The sequence below is a fragment of the Helicobacter sp. 13S00482-2 genome, from assembly GCF_002272795.1.
In the GTDB taxonomy this organism is placed as follows: Bacteria; Campylobacterota; Campylobacteria; order Campylobacterales; family Helicobacteraceae; genus Helicobacter_J.
Genome location: NZ_MLAT01000002.1, coordinates 127,172 through 146,039 on the forward strand (window position 1 = coordinate 127,172; position 18,868 = coordinate 146,039).

General features: G+C 35.0%; 33 protein-coding genes. All 33 read right to left on the minus strand.

What is annotated here, in order from left to right:
- Positions 1-13 precede the first annotated feature (13 nt).
- Positions 14-556, minus strand: a complete 543-nt coding sequence (locus BKH42_RS01935) for a DUF502 domain-containing protein (protein WP_095294320.1) — start codon at positions 554-556, stop codon at positions 14-16.
- 43 nt (positions 557-599) lie between these two features.
- On the minus strand, positions 600-1,961 hold the full coding sequence (locus BKH42_RS01940) for a ComEC/Rec2 family competence protein (RefSeq protein ID WP_095294322.1): 1,362 nt from the start codon (positions 1,959-1,961) through the stop codon (positions 600-602).
- A 2-nt stretch (positions 1,962-1,963) separates the two neighbouring features.
- Positions 1,964-3,430, minus strand: a complete 1,467-nt coding sequence (locus BKH42_RS01945; RefSeq protein WP_095294325.1) for a replicative DNA helicase — start codon at positions 3,428-3,430, stop codon at positions 1,964-1,966.
- A 72-nt stretch (positions 3,431-3,502) separates the two neighbouring features.
- On the minus strand, positions 3,503-4,885 hold the full coding sequence (locus BKH42_RS01950; protein ID WP_095294328.1) for an NAD(P)H-hydrate dehydratase: 1,383 nt from the start codon (positions 4,883-4,885) through the stop codon (positions 3,503-3,505).
- 9 nt (positions 4,886-4,894) lie between these two features.
- Positions 4,895-5,254, minus strand: a complete 360-nt coding sequence (locus tag BKH42_RS01955) for a methionine-R-sulfoxide reductase (RefSeq protein WP_095294331.1) — start codon at positions 5,252-5,254, stop codon at positions 4,895-4,897.
- 120 nt (positions 5,255-5,374) lie between these two features.
- On the minus strand, positions 5,375-5,725 hold the full coding sequence (rplQ, locus tag BKH42_RS09400) for a 50S ribosomal protein L17 (RefSeq protein WP_180673893.1): 351 nt from the start codon (positions 5,723-5,725) through the stop codon (positions 5,375-5,377).
- Positions 5,726-5,734: 9 nt separating this feature from the next.
- Positions 5,735-6,739: a DNA-directed RNA polymerase subunit alpha gene (locus BKH42_RS01960; protein ID WP_180673895.1), complete on the minus strand. Its 1,005-nt coding sequence runs from the start codon at positions 6,737-6,739 to the stop codon at positions 5,735-5,737.
- A 15-nt stretch (positions 6,740-6,754) separates the two neighbouring features.
- On the minus strand, positions 6,755-7,381 hold the full coding sequence (gene rpsD / locus BKH42_RS01965) for a 30S ribosomal protein S4 (RefSeq protein ID WP_095294334.1): 627 nt from the start codon (positions 7,379-7,381) through the stop codon (positions 6,755-6,757).
- 11 nt (positions 7,382-7,392) lie between these two features.
- Positions 7,393-7,788, minus strand: coding sequence for a 30S ribosomal protein S11 (rpsK, locus tag BKH42_RS01970; RefSeq protein ID WP_095294337.1), 396 nt, complete (start codon positions 7,786-7,788; stop codon positions 7,393-7,395).
- 12 nt (positions 7,789-7,800) lie between these two features.
- A complete protein-coding gene (gene rpsM, locus BKH42_RS01975) occupies positions 7,801-8,163 on the minus strand; it encodes a 30S ribosomal protein S13 (protein WP_095294340.1) in 363 nt (120 codons plus the stop codon).
- A 3-nt stretch (positions 8,164-8,166) separates the two neighbouring features.
- Positions 8,167-8,280, minus strand: coding sequence for a 50S ribosomal protein L36 (rpmJ, locus tag BKH42_RS01980; protein WP_002956266.1), 114 nt, complete (start codon positions 8,278-8,280; stop codon positions 8,167-8,169).
- Between the two features lie 122 nt (positions 8,281-8,402).
- On the minus strand, positions 8,403-8,621 hold the full coding sequence (gene infA / locus BKH42_RS01985) for a translation initiation factor IF-1 (RefSeq protein ID WP_095294343.1): 219 nt from the start codon (positions 8,619-8,621) through the stop codon (positions 8,403-8,405).
- 2 nt (positions 8,622-8,623) lie between these two features.
- Positions 8,624-9,382, minus strand: coding sequence for a type I methionyl aminopeptidase (map, locus tag BKH42_RS01990; RefSeq protein WP_095294345.1), 759 nt, complete (start codon positions 9,380-9,382; stop codon positions 8,624-8,626).
- On the minus strand, positions 9,382-10,641 hold the full coding sequence (gene secY, locus BKH42_RS01995) for a preprotein translocase subunit SecY (protein ID WP_095294348.1): 1,260 nt from the start codon (positions 10,639-10,641) through the stop codon (positions 9,382-9,384). The genes map and secY overlap by 1 nt, the downstream gene beginning before the upstream one ends.
- Positions 10,641-11,042 (minus strand): 50S ribosomal protein L15, encoded by a 402-nt coding sequence (rplO, locus tag BKH42_RS02000; RefSeq protein WP_095294351.1) that lies wholly within the window; start codon positions 11,040-11,042, stop codon positions 10,641-10,643. Before rplO ends, secY begins: the two co-directional genes overlap by 1 nt.
- 9 nt (positions 11,043-11,051) lie before the next feature.
- A complete protein-coding gene (rpsE, locus tag BKH42_RS02005) occupies positions 11,052-11,492 on the minus strand; it encodes a 30S ribosomal protein S5 (RefSeq protein WP_095294354.1) in 441 nt (146 codons plus the stop codon).
- A gap of 10 nt (positions 11,493-11,502) precedes the next feature.
- Positions 11,503-11,859, minus strand: a complete 357-nt coding sequence (rplR, locus tag BKH42_RS02010) for a 50S ribosomal protein L18 (RefSeq protein WP_095294356.1) — start codon at positions 11,857-11,859, stop codon at positions 11,503-11,505.
- A 13-nt stretch (positions 11,860-11,872) separates the two neighbouring features.
- A complete protein-coding gene (gene rplF, locus BKH42_RS02015) occupies positions 11,873-12,409 on the minus strand; it encodes a 50S ribosomal protein L6 (RefSeq protein ID WP_095294358.1) in 537 nt (178 codons plus the stop codon).
- Positions 12,410-12,418: 9 nt separating this feature from the next.
- Positions 12,419-12,814 carry a 30S ribosomal protein S8 gene (gene rpsH, locus BKH42_RS02020; RefSeq protein ID WP_095294360.1) on the minus strand — a complete coding sequence of 132 codons (396 nt, stop codon included), beginning with the start codon at positions 12,812-12,814 and terminating at the stop codon, positions 12,419-12,421.
- 9 nt (positions 12,815-12,823) lie between these two features.
- Complete coding sequence (locus tag BKH42_RS02025) at positions 12,824-13,009, minus strand: type Z 30S ribosomal protein S14 (protein ID WP_095294362.1); 186 nt, start codon at positions 13,007-13,009, stop codon at positions 12,824-12,826.
- 1 nt (position 13,010) lies between these two features.
- Positions 13,011-13,556, minus strand: coding sequence for a 50S ribosomal protein L5 (gene rplE, locus BKH42_RS02030; RefSeq protein WP_095294364.1), 546 nt, complete (start codon positions 13,554-13,556; stop codon positions 13,011-13,013).
- A gap of 2 nt (positions 13,557-13,558) precedes the next feature.
- Entirely contained in the window at positions 13,559-13,792 is a 234-nt protein-coding gene (gene rplX / locus BKH42_RS02035; RefSeq protein ID WP_095294366.1) for a 50S ribosomal protein L24, read from the minus strand.
- Positions 13,792-14,160, minus strand: a complete 369-nt coding sequence (gene rplN / locus BKH42_RS02040) for a 50S ribosomal protein L14 (RefSeq protein WP_095294368.1) — start codon at positions 14,158-14,160, stop codon at positions 13,792-13,794. The genes rplX and rplN overlap by 1 nt, the downstream gene beginning before the upstream one ends.
- Position 14,161: 1 nt before the next feature.
- Positions 14,162-14,422 (minus strand): 30S ribosomal protein S17, encoded by a 261-nt coding sequence (gene rpsQ, locus BKH42_RS02045; RefSeq protein ID WP_095294370.1) that lies wholly within the window; start codon positions 14,420-14,422, stop codon positions 14,162-14,164.
- 2 nt (positions 14,423-14,424) lie between these two features.
- The gene (gene rpmC, locus BKH42_RS02050) at positions 14,425-14,613 is read right to left on the minus strand and encodes a 50S ribosomal protein L29 (protein ID WP_095294372.1); all 189 of its coding nucleotides are present in this window, start codon (positions 14,611-14,613) and stop codon (positions 14,425-14,427) included.
- Positions 14,600-15,025: a 50S ribosomal protein L16 gene (gene rplP, locus BKH42_RS02055; RefSeq protein WP_095294374.1), complete on the minus strand. Its 426-nt coding sequence runs from the start codon at positions 15,023-15,025 to the stop codon at positions 14,600-14,602. The genes rpmC and rplP overlap by 14 nt, the downstream gene beginning before the upstream one ends.
- 2 nt (positions 15,026-15,027) lie before the next feature.
- Positions 15,028-15,735 (minus strand): 30S ribosomal protein S3, encoded by a 708-nt coding sequence (gene rpsC / locus BKH42_RS02060; RefSeq protein WP_095294376.1) that lies wholly within the window; start codon positions 15,733-15,735, stop codon positions 15,028-15,030.
- A 2-nt stretch (positions 15,736-15,737) separates the two neighbouring features.
- Entirely contained in the window at positions 15,738-16,202 is a 465-nt protein-coding gene (rplV, locus tag BKH42_RS02065; RefSeq protein ID WP_095294378.1) for a 50S ribosomal protein L22, read from the minus strand.
- 9 nt (positions 16,203-16,211) lie between these two features.
- Entirely contained in the window at positions 16,212-16,493 is a 282-nt protein-coding gene (rpsS, locus tag BKH42_RS02070) for a 30S ribosomal protein S19 (protein WP_095294380.1), read from the minus strand.
- Positions 16,494-16,503: 10 nt separating this feature from the next.
- Complete coding sequence (gene rplB / locus BKH42_RS02075; RefSeq protein WP_095294382.1) at positions 16,504-17,331, minus strand: 50S ribosomal protein L2; 828 nt, start codon at positions 17,329-17,331, stop codon at positions 16,504-16,506.
- A gap of 11 nt (positions 17,332-17,342) precedes the next feature.
- The gene (locus BKH42_RS02080) at positions 17,343-17,624 is read right to left on the minus strand and encodes a 50S ribosomal protein L23 (RefSeq protein WP_095294384.1); all 282 of its coding nucleotides are present in this window, start codon (positions 17,622-17,624) and stop codon (positions 17,343-17,345) included.
- Between the two features lie 10 nt (positions 17,625-17,634).
- The gene (rplD, locus tag BKH42_RS02085) at positions 17,635-18,255 is read right to left on the minus strand and encodes a 50S ribosomal protein L4 (RefSeq protein WP_095294386.1); all 621 of its coding nucleotides are present in this window, start codon (positions 18,253-18,255) and stop codon (positions 17,635-17,637) included.
- 13 nt (positions 18,256-18,268) lie between these two features.
- On the minus strand, positions 18,269-18,847 hold the full coding sequence (gene rplC, locus BKH42_RS02090) for a 50S ribosomal protein L3 (RefSeq protein ID WP_095294387.1): 579 nt from the start codon (positions 18,845-18,847) through the stop codon (positions 18,269-18,271).
- Between the last annotated feature and the right edge of the window lie 21 nt (positions 18,848-18,868).

Below are 18,868 nucleotides of genomic sequence, written 5' to 3' on the forward strand. Positions count from 1 at the left end.
AACTTCCTTGAAATCACTTTATCCCCAATGAAACGACTTTTTTCAAACCCTCTGAGACACTCATATCTATTTTTTGCACCTTTGAATATTCTGCACGAAGCAAAATACCTGAAGTGGGATTTGGAGTAGTGGGGACAAAAATCCAATAAAACCCATCTTCCTCTTTAGTGATGAATCCTATCACGCTATTACCAGCTAAATCAACATAGGCAACCCCTAAGTAATTATCTCCACCTTTTCCAGAAAACATCTTTACAATATCTTTTAGTACCATATAAATCGTAGCAATACCAGGGATCTTGCTTATAAAAAATTCAGAGACCCTCACTAGTAAAAATTCTCTATTTTTCTCAAATAAATATCCTGCATAAATAAGCAAAAGTATCATCGCTAAAAGAATTCCAATCGTAGCACCCACGCTATTTGCAGTTGTATCAAAAAGTATCTCTACGAAACCTTTTATAAAACCAAAAATAAAAGATAAAAACCACAATAGAATAATAATGGGCAATAACATTATGACGCCCTTGCCTAATAACCTGAAAATTATATTCATTTGTTTCCTTAATCTTTGATGGTGTTATTGTACAATCTTTTAACTACAAAAAATATAAATATTTTAAGACTAAGAATGCAAAAAAAGCCATACTTGATAGATTTAAAATCCAGTATGCTTTTTGAGATTTTATTGACCAAAGAGACAGTCCAATATAGCTAAGACTTAGCCACCAAGGTGCATAAAACTCAATAAAAGGTGGTTTTATGGGCAAAATACTCCAGAAAAAAGCATCCAAAAAAGAACCATAATGAAAAAAATGCAATACTAAACTCAAGGGAAAAAATACGATAAAAATAATTCCTACAGGAATACAGATAAGTTGATAAGGCGAAAAATAAGGAAAAAAGTAATGCACAATAGGATCAATATTCCAAAATATAGTAAAATTAAAACATATCCAATAAGGGATTTTTGAAATCTTGGGAAAATGTCGCATAAATAAAAAAATATAAAAAACTCCTGCAACAGAAAGAATGAAACCTATGTTAAAAATAAGATTGGGAAAAAATGCGAGGCAAAATAAGCAAACAAAAAATAAAAGTGGGAAACTCACCAATCTTAATCCACTAAAATAAACCAAAAAACCAACTGTGGCCATCACAAAAGATCGAAAAAAAGATGGCTGATAATCTAAGAGCACCAAATAAGCAAACATAAAACTCAATACAATCATTCCAAGATCGTAGGCCTCATTTCGATAAGAAAAATATCGTCTTTGAAAGTATCTATAAAATGGACAAAAAAGAGCATATAAAAATGCACTCAAAATCCCTAAATGAAACCCACTAATAGCAATAATATGCGAAAGACCTAAGGTATTTGAAAGATCACGCCAATCTTTATGTAAAGGATCTGCGATAAACAACGCACGATAAAGGTTGCCAACTAAATTAACTTGATGTTTTTGTCCTACACTATCAGAAAAATCTTTAGATTCAATGGGGTGTTGTGAGTCAATAAAATCTCTTATCTTATCCCTATAATCTCTTTGATACAAAAGCGATATGCTATAGACATTCAAATAGCAACTTTTAAGAAATTTAATAAAATCACATTGGCTCAATTGTCCATAAAATCGAGCATAGCGATTTGTAATATTTTTGATATCTTCTCTTGTGGTGGTGTAAAATGTATTTCCATCAAAATCAGATATTTTAAGCACAAAATAATGAGTGATTTTTTTAGAACCATCTTTGAGTTCTTTTTCTTTTGTTTTTGGATACTGAAGAGTGATTTGACCAAAAAATTCTTGTGGGGAAGTAAAATTAAGCTGTAAAAAATGGTAATATTTAATACCTAAATTAAATATAAAAATAAATATCAAAATACTAATAGCATAAAACCATTCTTTTTTACCATCAATAAGCTCAATAGCATAAGGCGATATTTTGGACTTTTTCACACTTAAATATGGCTAATATCAATTTTAGTAGGAGTATAAGAACTCTCGCTTTCTTGTGCGATGTCTTCAAAACGAGTATAAATGCCACGATATTGAATTTTTATGCTCCTAACTTCTCCATTTCTATTCTTTGCTAATATTAACTCTGCGGGTTCGCCAAAGCCATTATTTTTGTTTTCTTCTTCTCTTATTCTTCTAATCTTTTGAAGTTCATCTTGATATTTCTTATCATCTCCTTCTCTTTTTAGCTTCGCAAGTCTGTGCTCTTCATCTTTTCTTCTATAGACTCCATCACGATATAAAAACAAAATCACATCTGCATCTTGTTCTATTGAGCCAGATTCTCTTAGATCTGAGAGCATAGGTCTTTTATCATCTCGAGACTCAAGAGATCGATTTAACTGAGAGAGTGCTATTATAGGAATATCTAACTCTCTAGCCAAAGTTTTGAGCCCACGGCTGATATCAGATATTTCCTCGTGTCTTGGGATTTCATTTCTGCTACTACTCCCCCGCATCAATTGCAAATAATCTATGATGGCTATCTCTACATTTTGATTCTTACTCTTAAGTTTGCGAAGTTTGGAACGAAGTTGATTGACCGTAAGAGAGCTTCCATCATCAATATAAAAATCTTTTGAACTCATTAATTCAGAGCAACGAGTTAATTCACTCCATTGAGAATCGCTTAAATTACCAACTTTGAGATCCTGAAGAGGAATAGATCCCATTGAGGAAAGTAATCTAAGCATTAATTGCTCAGCGGGCATTTCTAAGCTAAAAGCCGCTACTCCTTTTCCTTGTTTGAGCAAAATCGCCTCAGCGATACTTAAAAATAAGGCCGTCTTCCCCATAGATGGCCTAGCACCAATAATAATGAGTTCACCTTTATTAAAACCAGTGGTTAGACGATTGAGTTCCCTAAAACCTGTATCTAGGCCTCTTAAAAGATTATTTCCCCTAGCCTTCAGCATTTCAATCATCCCAACAGTGCTTTTAACAATTTCTTCACTTTCTCTAAAATCACTCTGTATATTTTTTGTTGAGATATTATAAATTTGCCTCTCTACATCATCTAAAATCTCTTCACTATTAGAGCTAATATCAAGAGATTTTTCTCGTAAAAAGTTTGCCAACGAATGAACTTCTCTTTTAATAGAGGCATTTTTGAGCTCTCTGATATAAGCCTCAATATTGGCAATTGGATTTGTAGCAATGATATACAAAAACTCTTCATCGCTTATTTTTTTTCCATCAAAAAGTTTAGATCGTATCAAATCCTCATCTAATGGAAGATCTTGTTCAAAAAGTTCTAAACAAGCCTCAAAAATATTTCTGTGTGGCTTATGAAAAAAATCTTTTGGCTCAAGCAAATCCTTGATTTCATCAAATCTACTAGGATCAAAAATAATCGAAGATATAACAACTCTCTCAATATTAATACTAGGACTATTTGGTATTTCTGCCATTTTTCACCTGTTTGAGACTTTTATAGAATTCTATTGCATTTTCAATCAAAAAAAGATTAAATCCAACAAAAGCTACGTGAAATCTTTAATATTTTCGATGAGTTTTAAGGGTGTAAGACCATAAGTGCTTTTTTCTTTTCTAGCACCAAAAGAATGTGCCAAACTAGCAACTATAGCTGCTTTTAATCTATCATAACCTTGTGCGATTAGTGCGCCAACCATTCCGCTAAGGACATCTCCAGTCCCACCCTTAGCCAAAGCAGGGATCCCAAAAGTATTGATATAAATTTTATCACCTTCCACAATCAAAGTATTAGTGCCTTTGAGTAAAATTACAACTTTTGGAAATCTTGAAGCAAATTCTGTGAGAATTTCCATTTTGTTTTTGGATAATTCTTCTACGGTAATATCAGCGATTTTGCAGATCTTTAATAAGGAAACAAATTCTTTTGGATGGGGAGTTAAAACTAAATTCTCATGATTTTTTAAAATATCGACTATGCATTCTTGATAAAACATATCAGCATCAAAAACACAGGGAACTTTATGTAATATTTTATTAAGATCTGATGGTAATGTTCCCATTCCCATTCCTATAACAAATGCCTTTGCGTTCTCTGGTATCTCTGTGACACTCATTAGCTCAATAGGTTTTTCAAACCCCTTCCCCATCACGCTCACAAGTCCCGCACCAAAAGCAAACCCTGCTAAGGCACTCAAAAGCCCCGCACCGCTTTTATCACCTACATACACGCACAAATGACCAAAATCTCCCTTATGAACATTCCTTTTTTCACGATGAGGAAGATCCATATCACTTTTTTCTAATAATTGAATATGAGAATCAATCTCGTATAATTTTCTACTCACCCCCAAGTCAGCTACTAGAATTTCTCCAATATATTCTTTTGCACTATCGCTAAAAAAACAACTCTTTAAAGCACCCATGCTAACAGTATAATCAGCCATAAAAGCGACATGATTTATATTTCCTTGTGCATCAATGCCACTTGGAATATCACAAGCAATCCTCGTTTGAGCATTCTTGTTCATTTCAGAAATTAACTTTTGTATCTCTATAGATATATCTCCTGCAAAACCGCTTCCAAATAAACAATCCACCAAAATATCACAGGGCAATATTTTTTTGACTTTCTCAACTCCTGCTTCCATTGCCCTATCGTATTGAATCTGACACATAGCCGTCTTTGGTTCTTTGGCGATATATACTCTGACAAAATAATTGCCCACAAGTTTCCTAGCAAGAGCATAGCCATCTGCACCATTGTTCCCACCACCACAAATAATCGTAACAACACTCATTTTGTGTGTTATTTTTGAAATAAATTCACAGAGCACATTGGCTGCATTCTCTATCAATATTTCTTCATTCAAAATATATTTGTCAATAATCCTTTTATCTAAAACTTCTAAGTTTTTATAAACATTCTTCATCGTTTGGACTTATTGTTTTTTTGGAACAAAAGAAATAGAAAGAGAATTCACACAATGTCTAGTATTCTTATTTGTATAACCCTCTCCTATGAAAACGTGGCCTAAATGACCTCCACATTTTGAACACACAATTTCTGTTCTGTGTCCATCCGCATCAGCATGTCGTGTGACAGCATTGGGAATTTCATCATCAAAACTTGGCCAACCACATCCTGATTTAAATTTTGCTTCTGAAGTATAGAGCTCTGCATTGCACTGCTTACAAACATAAACTCCCTCTTTATAAAAATCATTGTATTCTCCAGTAAATGGAGCTTCAGTAGCTTTCTGAACTATAATAGAATATTCTTGGGGAGTTAATTTATTCATCACTATTGCCTTTTGGTTTTGGATAAATATACCATAAAAACAAAAACCAAATCAAATTGATAAAAATGAAAAAAAGAGAAGAAATCAAATAAACACAAAAAAGATTCAGGAAGCCCTGAATCAAACAAATTCTATAATTGCCATTGTTGAAGCATCACCTCTTCTAATACGAGTTCGTTGAATTCTAGTATAGCCACCTTTTCTATCTACATATTTAGGTGCAATTTCAGTGATGAGCTTTTTAGTTGCTACTTTATGCTGCAAATACGCAAACACAAAGCGATGAGAGTTAAAATCACCAACTCTGGCAACACTAACCAATTTTTCTACATAAGATTGAAGTTCCTTTGCTTTAAAAATTCCTGTCTCTATTTTGTTATTTTCAATAAGTGCTATAGCCAAATTCTTTAACAAAGCTTTTCTATGAGAAGAAGTTCTACCAAGTTTTCTATACCCGTGATTATGTCTCATTATTTCTCCTTAGCCTTTGATTTTTATAATTTTCTTACTTAAAGATGATCTCACTTCCTCAGAAAGTTCACTTCCAACAGGATAACCTAAATCTTGAAGTTTTTCAGCGATCTCATCATAAGATTTTTTACCCATATTTTTAACATTTTTAAGTTCATTCTCGGTCATTAAAACTAACTCTCCAATATATCTAATACCAGTCCTATCTAAGCAGTTAAAACATCTAGCACTTAAATTAAGTGTATCAATTTTCACCATTAAATCCTTGAGCTCAAGTACTTCTTCTAAAGAGTTCTTTGATGTTAGGGGAACTGAAGTCATATCAGCACCAAATATGCTCATTTGAGAATGCATAATAGTAATAGCTTCTTTAAAGGCGACATAAGGCTCAACCTGACCATCTGTTTCAATATCAAAAACAATTTTTTCATAAGTTGGATTATCCTCAACCAATACATTTTCAATCTCATAAACCGCTCTTTTGACAGGAGTAAAATATGCATCTAGCGGAATATAATTCTCGGGAATAATTCCTCTAATATCCTCACTTGGAACATATCCAATACCTTTTTGAACAATAATAGAAAAATTAAGAACTGCATCTTCATTGATTGTGGCCAAATAAGAGTCTTTATTTGTGATATCTAAAATACCATTTTCAAGATCTGCTCCAGTCAAACTCATAGGTCCTTTAAAAGAGTAATCAACAACAATTTGATCATCACTTCCTGAAACCTTACTAAGGAATCGAATATTTTTTAAATTCACAATAAAAGGCGAAACATCTTCAGAAATGCCCCTCACAGAATCAAATTCGTGAGCCACACCCTCAATTTTTAATGCTATGGGAGCACAGCCTACAGAGCTTGATAGCAACAATCTCCTAATAGGATGTGCCAATGTAATTGCATAACCAGACTCAAAAGGATATACTGATATTTTTACTCTGTTTTTACCGATCTCTTCTATATTAATATCTGTAGGAATATAGGGAGCTGTTTTAATAGTTTTCATTCTTTCACCGCCTAATTATTTAGAATACAACTCGACAATGAGCCTTTCCTCTATAGGAATCACAACTTCTTCTCGTTCAGGATAACGTGTAAAAATACCAAATTTCTTATCTTTATCCACATCTACCCAAGGAGATATGCCTGTCTGGGACGTTAGCTCTATCGCTCGAACTACCTGAGCATTATTCTTTGTTCTCTCCATCACTTCAATCTTTTGACCTGATTTTACAAAATAAGAAGGAATATCAACCTTTTTTCCATCCACTAAAATATGTCCGTGCGTAACCAATTGGCGTGCAAATCTTCTTGTAGTGGCAAACCCCATTCTATAAACAACATTATCAAGTCTTCTTTCTATCAAACGTATGAGATTTTCACCTGTATTTCCATCAAGTCTATTAGCCTCTACAAAGATAGATCTAAACTGCTTTTCTGAGATACCATACATAGCCTTAGCTTTTTGCTTTTCTCGAAGCTGTAAGCCGTATTCAGAAATTTTACCTCTTCTTTGTCCGTGTTGACCTGGTCCATATGGTCTTTTATCTAAAGCACTCTTACCTGCCAATCTTCTCTCGCCCTTTAGAGCTAAAGAAACACCGAATCTTCTTTCTAATTTTTCAACTGGTCCTCTATATCTAGCCATTATTATCTCCCTTACACTCTTCTTCTTTTAGGAGGTCTGCAACCATTGTGGGGCAATGGGGTTACATCCTTTATCCAAAGCACTTTAATGCCTTCTATCGCTCCAACACTTTTTACAGCCGTCTCTCTACCGCTACCAGGCCCTTGAACCTTAATACCGACTTCTTTAATGCCGTGCTCTTTTGCTTTTGCTATTGCACTCTCAACTGCTTGTTGTGCGGCATAAGGAGTAGATTTTTTCGATCCTTTAAATCCCAATCCCCCAGCTGTGGCCCAACATATAACATTACCCATTTCATCAGTAACGGTAACATTAGTATTATTAAATGAAGCAGCTATACAAACAACGCCTCTAGCTATATTTTTTTTGACAATTCTCTTTTTAGTTGACGTACTTCTTTTAGCCATAATTCAGTCTCCTTATTTGCTACCTACTGTTTTTTTCTTACCTTTTCTTGTACGAGCATTATTTTTAGTTGTCTGACCTCGTACTGGTAAGCCTTTTCGATGTCGAAGACCACGATAATTACCTAAATCCATCAGTGCCTTAATATCCATTTGAACTTTTTTTCTTAAATCACCCTCGACTATGTAACTCTCTTGAATCTTCTTAGCAATTGCAGAGACTTCATCTTCGCTGAGATCATTAACTCGCTTATCAAAAGAAATATTTACAGCATTCAAAATGTCTCTTGAACTCTTGAGTCCAACTCCATAAATATATGTCAGAGCATATTCAACTCTTTTCTTTTTTGGCAAATCTACACCAGCAATCCTAGCCATATTTTATCCTTGTCTTTGTTTATGTTTTGGAGTTGAGCATATCACTCGAACTACACCTTTTCTCTTGATAACTTTACATTTATCACACATTTTCTTGACCGAAGGTCGAACTTTCATTGTATCTCCTTAAATTAATCACAAAAGCACTTTATTTCAAAGCCTATTCTAATTATCGAAAGACTAAAAGCTGTCATTCTAACTAAAATAAGTTTAAAAGCTTCTTAGCTAGAGCAAAATAACTATTTGTATCTGAACGTGATACGTCCTTTATCCAAACTATAAGGAGTGAGTTCAAGTTTGACTTTATCTCCAGGCAATATTTTAATATAATGCATTCTCATCTTTCCAGCAATATGACACAATACAACGTGTTTATTGTCAAGTTCAACCTTAAAGGTTGCATTAGGTAATGCTTCAATTACCTTGCCATCAATCTCTATAACATCATCTTTTGCCATCTTTATATCTCCGTAAGTATTTCAGCTTTTCCATCAACAATAGCGATAGTGTGTTCATAGTGCGAACCATTTAGACCATCAACAGAAACCACAGACCACTTATCATCTAAAATTTTAGGTTCTCCATCTTTCTGACAAATCATAGGTTCAAGACAAAACACCATACCTTCTTTTATTTTTGGTCCTGAAATAGTCATTGTGCTTTCTAAATAATTTGGAATCTGTGGCTCTTCGTGAGGTCTTCTACCAATCCCATGACCACAAAAACCTCGCAATGGAACAAAACCTTTTTTCAATATAGACTCTTCAATTATTTTGCTGAGTTCCTTGAATCTTAAACCAATCTTGATATTATCAATGGCCTGATACAAGCTATCTTTTGCACACGCGATTAATTCGAAATCTTTTGAAGAAATCTTTCCAACACCCACACTAATTGCAGCATCACCATACCAACCATCAAATTCCACACCTACATCAAAACCCACAATATCGCCATCCTTGAGTGAATAATCAGTTGGAATTCCGTGAATAATCACGTCATTAACGGAAATACAAACTGCATTCGGAAAGCCATATAGACCCTTAAATGCAGGTCTAGCACTAAAGGATCTAATGAAGTCTTCGGCCATTTTATCAAGTTCTAAAAGAGTCACGCCCTCCTGAGCGTTATTTTTCAAAAGCTCTAATGTTTGAGCGACAATTTGGTTAGGTTTTCGTAGAGAATCAATTTCTTTTTTATTTCTGATACCGATAGACACTAAAAACCTACTGCACTTAATGTTTTATACTTATTCATATATACCTGAGCTTCTATTTTTCTCATCGTATCAATCGCAACTTGGACAACAATAAGAACAGCGGTTCCCCCAAAATAAAAAGGAACACCCATCCCCTTGACAAGAATCCAAGGTAGCGTAGATATGATAGCTAAGTACAAAGACCCCCAAAACGTCAAATTTCCAGCAACTGAATTTAGAAAAGAAGAAGTCCCTTCGCCTGGTCTCATTCCAGGTATAAAGCCACCTTGACGTTTCAAGTTATCTGCTATATCCTTTGAATTGAAAACAATTGAAGAATAAAAATATGCAAAAAATATCACTAGCAAAAACATCAATATATTATAAGCATAACCATTAGGGCTCAAAAAATCAGCTATAGCCTGAATAGTTGGATTTGAAGATGCTTGTAAAATAGTGGAAGGGAAAACCAAAAGAGCTGAAGCAAATATTGGAGGAATGACTCCACTTAAATTCAATTTGATCGGGATGTAGTTCATAATCCGCTTATTTTGGTTTTGCATAACAACTTTTCTTGCATAAGATACTGGGACTCTTCTTTCGGCAAGTTCCACATAAATAATGACAAATACGGTGGCCAAAATAATTGCAAATATAGCAATCAGAACCAAAAAGTTGATCTCTCCAGTGTTGGCAAGATTGAAAGTTCCCCCAATAGCAGCGGGTATACCCGAAACAATACCAGCAAAAATAATCAAACTAATACCATTGCCAACACCTCTTTGAGTGATTTGTTCGCCTATCCACATTAAAAGCATCGTTCCTGTCAACATAGAAAACACAGCAATAATTAAAAAGGTTTGCATATCTATCATGATCGCACCATTTGGACCAGCACCTATGCTTCTAAGACCAAAAGAAACACTCACGGCTTGAATAACAGTAATAAAAATAGTAGCGTAACGAACAATCTGCATATATTTTTGCATACCATCACGTTCTTTTTTCATCTTCGCCAAATTTGGAAATGTAGCTGCCAAAAGCTCCATAACTATAGAAGCGGTTATATAGGGCATTATTCCTAAAGAAATAATACTTAACCTAGACACAGCATTACCACTAAACATATTAAACAAACCAAGTGCATTGCCAGAATTGCTGTCAAAAAAAGCTTTTATTTGAGCCAAATCAACTCCAGGTATCGGAATGTACGCCAAGATTCTATATAAAAACAAGAATCCAAGAGTGATTAAAATTTTACCAACAATTGCTTTGCTCATTATTTCTGCCCACTAGTCTTGATCTTCTCATCTTTAATTTTAGTGGCTAATTTGTTTGCATCAGTTCCAATAATTTTTATTTTTTCGATATAGCTAGGAAATTTATGAATTTCTCTAATACTGTCAAAAGTAATTTCGGATAACTCGGCAATGCTTTTGAATTTATCTATATTAATAACATAAGGCTTTTGAATTTTTGTTCTAAATCCGACCTTTGGTAGTCTTCTCTGAAGAGGCTGCTGTCCGCCTTCAAAACCTCTTTTTGCCTTATAACCACTTCTAGCAGTTTGACCCTTTCCACCTCTAGTGGAAGTTTTTCCCATACCGCTTCCTTGTCCTCTTCCCACTCTTTTTATATCTTTTACGCTACCGTGAGCTGGTTTTATTTTTTCCAATGCCATAAAAACTCCTTATGCCTTAATTCTAGCAAGTGCGTCAATAGTCGCTCTAACAACATTGTAAGGGTTATTTGAACCTAAAGATTTAGTCAAAATATCTTTAATTCCAGCTAATTCAATAACCGGTCTAGCAGATCCTCCAGCAATAACACCAGTTCCCTCACTTGCAGGTTTTAATAATATCTTACTCGCATTGTATTTATGCTCAATATCATGTGCAATGGTCGTACCTTTAATGCTAACCTGAATGATATTTTTAAAAGCATCATCAACTGCCTTTTTAATAGCATCAGGGACTTCTTTTGCCTTACCCAATCCAAAGCCTACAAGACCATTTTTGTTTCCAACAACAACAAGTGCATTGAACCTAAATCTCCTACCGCCTTTGACAACCTTTGTAACTCTTCCAATATTTACAACAACTTCATTAAATTCTTCTCTATTTATTTCCATATTCTTCCTTTTAAAGGGCTATGCCATTTTCTCTCAAAGATTCTGCAAAGGCTGCGATGACTCCGTGATACAAGTAGCCATTTCTGTCATAAACGACTTCTTTAATTCCCAATTGCTTCAAGCTATCTGCAAAAACTTTTGCAATATTTTTTGCATCTTCTTTATTATTGCCTAATGACATCTTCTTGCCATCTACACAGGCAAGAGTTTTATGCACTTCATCGTCAATAGCTTGAGCATATAGATATTTATTGGATCTAAAAATGCTCACCCTTGGTCTCATCTGTGTTCCAAACAAAACACCTCTAACCCTAAGCTTTCTCTTGTTTCTTAATCTTTTTTTTCTTTCTAACGTTCTGCTTGTCATATTTTACCCTTAATTATTTCTTAGCAGTTTTACCAGCTTTGCGAATAATGACTTCATCGCTATACTTGATACCCTTGCCTTTATATGGTTCAGGAGGTCTGAATTCTCTAATTTCAGCAGCAATCTGTCCAATCTGTTGTTTATCACTACCCTTAATGGTAATAGTATTTTTTTCAACATTCATTTCAACACCCTCTGGAATAGGATATTTAACAGGATGACTAAAACCCAATGCCAATTCTAATGTTTTACCTACAACAGCAGCCTTATAACCAACCCCATTGATCTCTAAAATTTTCGTAAAGCCAGTTGTCATACCCAAAACTATATTATTTGCCAAAGAACGATAAGTTCCCCAATATGCACGAGATTGAGGCTCGTTATCTACGGATTTAAAGATAAGCTCATTTTGATTGAATTCAATATGAACTCTTCCGTATGTTTCAAGCTCTTTAATATTTTTACCACTTTTAAACACAATTTTGCTTCCTTGCACACTAGTCTCAACCGTGTTTGGAATGCTAATAGGTCTTTTTCCAACTCTTGACATATTTTTCTCCTACCATATGCTGCAAAGTGCTTCGCCACCTACATTTTTTATGTAAGCTTCTTCATTAGCGATCACACCCTTGCTTGTGCTAACTACAATTGTACCGTAACCATTTTTAAACTTTTTTAATTCATTTCTGCCTTTATAAACCCTTCTTCCAGGTTTACTGATTCGTTTAATCTCATTAATAAGAGGGAATCCTCTATCATCATAAGCCAACTGAACAGAAATAGACTGTTTGCCATCTTTATTATTAACATTGTAATCTTTTACAAAACCTTTTGCCTTAAATACCTCAAGAACGGATACAACAATCTTCGCATAATAAAGTGTTGTCACCTCTAATCGTCTCATTGAAGCATTTCTAAGTCGAGTCAATGAATCTGCTATTATATCATTTACCATATTCTTTCCTTACCAACTAGCTTTTCTAAGTCCGGGTATAAGACCCTCATTACCCATTTTCCTCAAACACACTCTACAAAGTCCAAAGTCTCTATAAACAGAATGTGGTCTACCACAAACCTGGCATCTGCTGTATGCTCTAGCACTGAATTTAGCTTTTCTTTTTGTCTTAGCTATCATAGATTTTTTTGCCATTTTATTTTCCTTTTGCAAATGGCATACCAAGCAGTTCTAATAACTTGAATGCCTCCTTATCATTATTGGTAGAAGTAACTATAGTTATGTTCATACCATGTGTAACCATAATATCATCATACACGACCTCAGGAAACATAAGCTGCTCATTGAGTCCAAAGCTATAATTTCCTCTGCCATCAAAACCACTTCTTGAAACTCCTCTAAAGTCTTTAACTCTAGGTAGTGAAATAACTATGAGCTTTTCCAAAAAGTTATACATCTGATTCCCGCGCAAAGTGACTTTAACGCCCATTGGCATGCCTTCTCTCATCTTAAATCCAGCGACGGATTTTTTTGCCAATGTGATAATAGCTTTTTGACCTGCTATCAAAGAAATGGTATCTGCAATATTTTGCATTATTTTGGTATCTTTTGCATGATCGCCAGCACCCACACTGATGACAATTTTTTCTAGTTTTGGCAACAACATAGGATTTTTGATACCAAGCTCTTGGGAAAGCTTTGCTTTTACTTCTTCTTTATAAATCTTTTTCAAACCGAACATAGTTATTTCTCCTCTGCTTTTTTGACATTAGAGATACTCATTGGCATCTCCTTGCTAATAAAGCCACCTTTAGGTTCATTTTCTGTAGGCTTGAGAGTCTTCTTCGCAATTTTACAGCCTTCTACAATGACTTGTGAAGTTTTTGGCAACACGGCAATAACTTTTCCAGTCTTGCCTTTATCATCACCTGCTATAACCTTTATCATATCACCTTTTTTTATCTTAAACTTTGTCACTACAATACCTCCGGAGCTAACGATACTATCTTCATAAAATTTGCATATCGCACTTCTCTACTAACAGGACCAAAAATTCTCGTTCCCATTGGTTCTTTTTTTGCATCCAAAATAACAGCCGCGTTATCATCAAAACGAATCAACGATCCATTTTCTCTATGAATTTCTTTTTTCGTTCTAACAACAACTGCTTTAATGACCTGACCTTTTTTGACTTTCCCATTTGGAATCGCTTTTTTAACAGAAGCCACAATCACATCACCAACACTAGCATATCGCCTATGGCTACCACCTAAGACTTTTATACACATAATCTCTTTTGCACCACTATTATCAGCAACACTTAACCTTGTAAAACTTTGTATCATATCACACTCCCACCAAAACGATATCTTTCAGATTGAACGCTTTGGATTTAGAAATTGGTTTGCACTCAATAGCAGTAATAACATCTCCGACTTTGGTAGCGTTTTTTTCATCGTGTATTGTATATTTTTTAAATCTTTTTACGATTTTTCTATACTTAGGATGCACGACTTTTCTCTCTACCAAGATAACAACACTTTTATCGCCAGCCATACTCACGACTTTACCCTGAATTACTCTTTTATGGGGTTGTTTTTCACTCATATTTAATCCTTCTTGGCAGATATTGCGGTATTTAATCTAGCAATATCCTTCCTTATCACTGCAATCTGACTTGGATTGTTCAATTGCATTGTTTTGAGCTTTAATTTTAATTCAAAAAGCTCAGACTTTTTTTCTACTAACATTTTTTTCAATTCACTTATTTCTTTGTCTTTTAGATCAATAAATTTCATTTTCACTCTCGCTAGTTATGATTTTTGTCTTGAATGGCAATTTACTTTGTGCCAAAGCCAAAGCTTCTCTAGCAGTAACTTCATCTATACCTGTAATTTCATAGATGATTCTACCAGGCTTAATATTCATTACCCATTTTTCCACAGAACCTTTACCTTTACCCATCCTTGTTTCTAATGGCTTTGCAGTTAGTGGCTTATCTGGAAATACTCTTATCCAAACCTTACCAGCTCTTTTAATATGCCTAGTCATAGCAATCCTCGCAGATTCAATCTGTCTAGAATCGATTCTACCGTGCTCTAATGCTTTGATAGCAATATCTCCAAATGCTAAAGAAGATCCTCTAAAAGATTTTCCTCTATTTCTGCCTTTCATTTGCTTTCTATATTTTGTTCGTTTTGGCATCAACATAGTTACTGTCTCCCTCTTCTAGTTTTAGGTCTAGGCTCACGATTCTCTCTAGGCTCTTCTTTTCTTTCAGGCTGAATACCTTTTTGTAAAACCTCACCTTTAAAAATCCAAACTTTCACACCAATGATCCCATAAGTCGTCATTGCTTCTGCGAACCCATAATCAATTTTGGCTCTGAGCGTATGAAGAGGAACCCTGCCTTCCATATACCACTCCGTCCGTGCCATCTCTGCACCAGCTAATCTTCCAGAAACTTTAACTTTGATACCCTTTGCACCAGATTTAATAGCAGCTTGCATTACTTTTTTCATGGCTCTTCTAAAAGCAACTCTTTTTTCAAGCTGTGTAGCCACATTTTCAGCTGCCAACTGTGCATTAGCTTGAGGTCTCTTGACTTCCTTAATATTGATAGAAATATCTTTTTGCACAATGCTTCTCAAAGATTGTTTCACTTTCTCAATATCAGCACCTTTTTTACCTATAATTAAACCAGGTCGAGCGGCCACAACCGTTACACGAAGTTTTTTGGCAGCTCTCTCAATAATAATCTCACTCACTCCAGCATAATAAAGCTCTTTTTTTAAAAACTTCCTAATCTTATAGTCTTCAGCAATATTCAATGGCGTGTTCTGAGTACTCGGAAACCATCTTGATGTCCAATTTCTGTTAATACCTAACCTTAAACCTATTGGATTAACTTTTTGTCCCATAATTACTTGTCCTCACCTTTTGTTTTTTTGCTTGTTTGGGTAGTTTTCTTTTGAGTTGTTTTCACAGTCTTTTTAACAGATTCCTTTGAAGATACATCATCCTTTTTAGAAATCTTCGCCTCTTTTGATGTTTTATCCTGCTTTGCTATTTTTTGAGTGCCAACTTCTACTAAAATATGTGAAGTAGGTTTTCTAATAGGGGTTGCCCTACCTTTTGCCCTAGGTCTAAATCTTCTCAAAACAGGACCTGCATCAACCCTGCAAGAAAGAATAGAAACACTTTGTGCTTCATAGCTACCATTGGCAACCGCTGAAGCAATTACCTTAGAAATAACTCTAGCAGCCTTATTGGGTGTAAACTCCAAACTCGCAATCGCTAACTCCGCATTCATTCCTTGAATTTCTCTAGCTATCAATCTAGCTTTTGTAGGAGAAAGTCTTATATATCTCAACAATGCCTTGCTCATCAGCTCTCCTTATTTACCTATTTTTTTCTGGACACTGCCCTTGTGTCCCTTAAAAGTTCTAGTAGGAGCAAATTCACCCAATTTATAGCCCACGTGATTTTCTGTAACATACACAGGAACAAAAACTCTACCATTATGGACATTATAAGTAATCCCTATCATTTCAGGAGAAATTGTGCTTCGTCTTGACCAAGTCTTTATAGGCTTGTTATCTTTAGTCTCTTTAGCTTTTATCGTCTTTTTCATCAAATAATCATCAATGAAGGGACCTTTTTTAATTGATCTTGCCATTTATATATCCTTATTTTTTCTTTCTAGAGATAATCAGTCGATCGCTAGCTTTTTTGCGTCTAGTTTTATAGCCCTTAGCAGGAGTTCCCCAAGGAGAAACAGGATGACCACTAGAACCAGTTTTTCCTTCACCACCACCGTGAGGGTGATCAACAGGGTTCATTGCACTACCTCTTGTTTGAGGACGAATACCAAGATGTCGACTTCTACCAGCTTTTCCAATTGATGTATTGATAAAATCTTCATTCCCCACAACACCAATTGTAGCCATGCACTCTTCAAGAATATACCTCATTTCGCCACTAGGCATTCTAATGATTGTATATTTTCCTTCTCTACCCATAATCTGAGCACTAGTACCAGCACTCCTGGCTAACTGACCGCCAGCACCTGGATGCATTTCAATATTGTGGATAATAGTTCCTACGGGGATACCCTTAAGTTTCATAGCAAAACCAGTTTTAATATCAAGTCCAACCTCAGCAGAAACGATAATATCGCCTACTTTTAAACCACTTGGTTGTAAAATGTATCTTTTATCTCCATCGGGATAAACAACTAGAGCAATCCTGCAATTTCTATAAGGATCATATTCTATGGTTGCAACCCTACCTTCAATATTATATTTATTTCTTTTAAAATCAATGATTCTATAAAGCTTTTTAGCTCCGCCTTCTTTATGTCTACTTGTGATTCTACCATTATTATTTCTACCTGCAGTTACAGGAAGCTTAATAAGCAATTTCTTTACACTAGGCTTTGAAGTAATATCTGATGAACTCAGTCCAGACATAAACCTTCTGCTAGGTGTATATGGTTTATAAGTTTTTACTGCCATTTTCTAACTCCTTACACAGAAAGCGAATCAATTTTCGCACCCTCTGGAATCTTTACATAAAATTTCTTGAAAGAATTCCTTTGTCCTACTCTATTTTTGAACTTTTTAACTTTTCCATCTTGCTTTAATGAATTCACTCTCAAGGGAGTAAAACCAAAATAATCTTTAAAAACTTGTTTTAATTGATTTTTGGTTACCTTGCTTGAGGTTTGAACAACCATAACGCCACTTTCTTGAAGTGACAAGGATTTTTCCGTATAAAGCATTGTTTTAATATCAGTTATATCTGCCATTTTGACCTTCCTATTTGTTCTTTGACTGAATTATTTCATCAAAAACAGCCTTCTCTATAACTACAGAACGAAAAGCTGCAACCAAATAAGCATTAAGCTCATTTGCATCCGCCAAATAACAATCATTTAAATTTCTAAAAGCTAAAAAAGTTGGTTCATCGCTCATTTGAGAAACAAACAAAACAGTTCTTTCATTTAGAGTTCTGAACATATTGTAGGCATCTTTCGTTTTTCCACTTGAAACAGCAACAGAATCGACTACATAAAGCTTACCATCATCTGCTTTTTGCTTGAGTGCGTACTCAAGGGCAAGTCTTTTTTGTTTTTTGTTAATTTTGAGATTATAGTTTTTATTATTGGTAGGACCATGAGAAACACCACCTCCAACAAATATAGGGGAAGTAATACTTCCTGCTCTTGCTCTACCGCCACCTTTTTGGCTCCATGGTTTTTTTCCACCCCCACTGACTTCACCACGATTTTTAGGGTTAGCACTATTTGCCCTGATAGAAGCAAGATAAGATTTCACATAAAGATACAAATTGTGTTCGTTTATTTCGTCATATCTTTGTGGCAATTCAATCTCGCTAGCTTTTTTTAATTTGTTATCTAATACAACTGCCTTACTCATTATTCAACCCTTATTACTTTGTAATTGATATCTTGCCATAGGCACCAGAAAATCCCGCTACAGAACCCTTCAAAACCAAAATTCCACTCTCTTTATCAAAAGAGAGTATCTCGTTTTGTCCTGTAACTTTTTCATTTCCATAGTGTCCTGCCATTTTTTTACCTGGCTGAACTCTTCCTGGCCACTCTCTATTACCAATTGAACCCAATCTTCTATGAAATCTACTTCCGTGTGCTGCTGGCCCACCTTGAAAATTCCATCGCTTCATAGCACCCGTAAAGCCTCGACCTTTGGTATTAAAGGTAACTTTTAGTTTTTTAGCACCCTCCAATACACTCAAATCAATATCCCCAGCTTCTTTGTTTGCGACCAATAGCGTAGCAAAATGATTAAATTCTTTGCTGAGATTATATTTTTTTTGCTGTCCCTCTATCGCCTTGTTGAATTGCTTACCCTTGGAATATGCAACCAAAGCTTTTCCATCTTCAAATACTTGGCAAACTTTAGCTCCAACTATTTTCAGCAAAGTTACAGGCACACTTGGAGCTCCAACTGTTCTGCTCATACCAATCTTTTCTACTAAAAATTCCATTCCTATCTCCTTTGCGTCCTA

Excerpts from the sequence above, each read along its gene's own strand:
- rplV (WP_095294378.1), bottom strand. The coding sequence starts at position 16,202 with ATGAGCAAGGCATTGTTGAGATATATAAGACTTTCTCCTACAAAAGCT.
- rplN (WP_095294368.1), bottom strand. The coding sequence starts at position 14,160 with ATGATACAAAGTTTTACAAGGTTAAGTGTTGCTGATAATAGTGGTGCA.
- secY (WP_095294348.1), bottom strand. The coding sequence starts at position 10,641 with ATGAGCAAAGCAATTGTTGGTAAAATTTTAATCACTCTTGGATTCTTG.
- BKH42_RS01955 (WP_095294331.1), bottom strand. The coding sequence starts at position 5,254 with ATGAATAAATTAACTCCCCAAGAATATTCTATTATAGTTCAGAAAGCT.
- rpsM (WP_095294340.1), bottom strand. The coding sequence starts at position 8,163 with ATGGCTAGGATTGCTGGTGTAGATTTGCCAAAAAAGAAAAGAGTTGAA.
- BKH42_RS01960 (WP_180673895.1), bottom strand. The coding sequence starts at position 6,739 with ATGAAAACTATTAAAACAGCTCCCTATATTCCTACAGATATTAATATA.
- infA (WP_095294343.1), bottom strand. The coding sequence starts at position 8,621 with ATGGCAAAAGATGATGTTATAGAGATTGATGGCAAGGTAATTGAAGCA.
- rpsC (WP_095294376.1), bottom strand. The coding sequence starts at position 15,735 with ATGGGACAAAAAGTTAATCCAATAGGTTTAAGGTTAGGTATTAACAGA.
- rplQ (WP_180673893.1), bottom strand. The coding sequence starts at position 5,725 with ATGAGACATAATCACGGGTATAGAAAACTTGGTAGAACTTCTTCTCAT.
- BKH42_RS01950 (WP_095294328.1), bottom strand. The coding sequence starts at position 4,885 with ATGAAGAATGTTTATAAAAACTTAGAAGTTTTAGATAAAAGGATTATT.
- rpsQ (WP_095294370.1), bottom strand. The coding sequence starts at position 14,422 with ATGAGTGAAAAACAACCCCATAAAAGAGTAATTCAGGGTAAAGTCGTG.
- rpsH (WP_095294360.1), bottom strand. The coding sequence starts at position 12,814 with ATGGTAAATGATATAATAGCAGATTCATTGACTCGACTTAGAAATGCT.
- BKH42_RS01945 (WP_095294325.1), bottom strand. The coding sequence starts at position 3,430 with ATGGCAGAAATACCAAATAGTCCTAGTATTAATATTGAGAGAGTTGTT.
- rplE (WP_095294364.1), bottom strand. The coding sequence starts at position 13,556 with ATGTTCGGTTTGAAAAAGATTTATAAAGAAGAAGTAAAAGCAAAGCTT.
- rplO (WP_095294351.1), bottom strand. The coding sequence starts at position 11,042 with ATGGCATTGGAAAAAATAAAACCAGCTCACGGTAGCGTAAAAGATATA.
- rplC (WP_095294387.1), bottom strand. The coding sequence starts at position 18,847 with ATGGAATTTTTAGTAGAAAAGATTGGTATGAGCAGAACAGTTGGAGCT.
- BKH42_RS01935 (WP_095294320.1), bottom strand. The coding sequence starts at position 556 with ATGAATATAATTTTCAGGTTATTAGGCAAGGGCGTCATAATGTTATTG.
- rplR (WP_095294356.1), bottom strand. The coding sequence starts at position 11,859 with ATGACAAGCAGAACGTTAGAAAGAAAAAAAAGATTAAGAAACAAGAGA.
- BKH42_RS02080 (WP_095294384.1), bottom strand. The coding sequence starts at position 17,624 with ATGGCAGATATAACTGATATTAAAACAATGCTTTATACGGAAAAATCC.
- rpsK (WP_095294337.1), bottom strand. The coding sequence starts at position 7,788 with ATGGCTAAAAGAAGTACGTCAACTAAAAAGAGAATTGTCAAAAAAAAT.
- rpmC (WP_095294372.1), bottom strand. The coding sequence starts at position 14,613 with ATGAAATTTATTGATCTAAAAGACAAAGAAATAAGTGAATTGAAAAAA.
- rplP (WP_095294374.1), bottom strand. The coding sequence starts at position 15,025 with ATGTTGATGCCAAAACGAACAAAATATAGAAAGCAAATGAAAGGCAGA.
- BKH42_RS02025 (WP_095294362.1), bottom strand. The coding sequence starts at position 13,009 with ATGGCAAAAAAATCTATGATAGCTAAGACAAAAAGAAAAGCTAAATTC.
- rplF (WP_095294358.1), bottom strand. The coding sequence starts at position 12,409 with ATGTCAAGAGTTGGAAAAAGACCTATTAGCATTCCAAACACGGTTGAG.
- rplB (WP_095294382.1), bottom strand. The coding sequence starts at position 17,331 with ATGGCAGTAAAAACTTATAAACCATATACACCTAGCAGAAGGTTTATG.
- rpsE (WP_095294354.1), bottom strand. The coding sequence starts at position 11,492 with ATGGAAATAAATAGAGAAGAATTTAATGAAGTTGTTGTAAATATTGGA.
- rplD (WP_095294386.1), bottom strand. The coding sequence starts at position 18,255 with ATGAGTAAGGCAGTTGTATTAGATAACAAATTAAAAAAAGCTAGCGAG.
- rpsS (WP_095294380.1), bottom strand. The coding sequence starts at position 16,493 with ATGGCAAGATCAATTAAAAAAGGTCCCTTCATTGATGATTATTTGATG.
- rpmJ (WP_002956266.1), bottom strand. The coding sequence starts at position 8,280 with ATGAAAGTTCGACCTTCGGTCAAGAAAATGTGTGATAAATGTAAAGTT.
- rpsD (WP_095294334.1), bottom strand. The coding sequence starts at position 7,381 with ATGGCTAGATATAGAGGACCAGTTGAAAAATTAGAAAGAAGATTCGGT.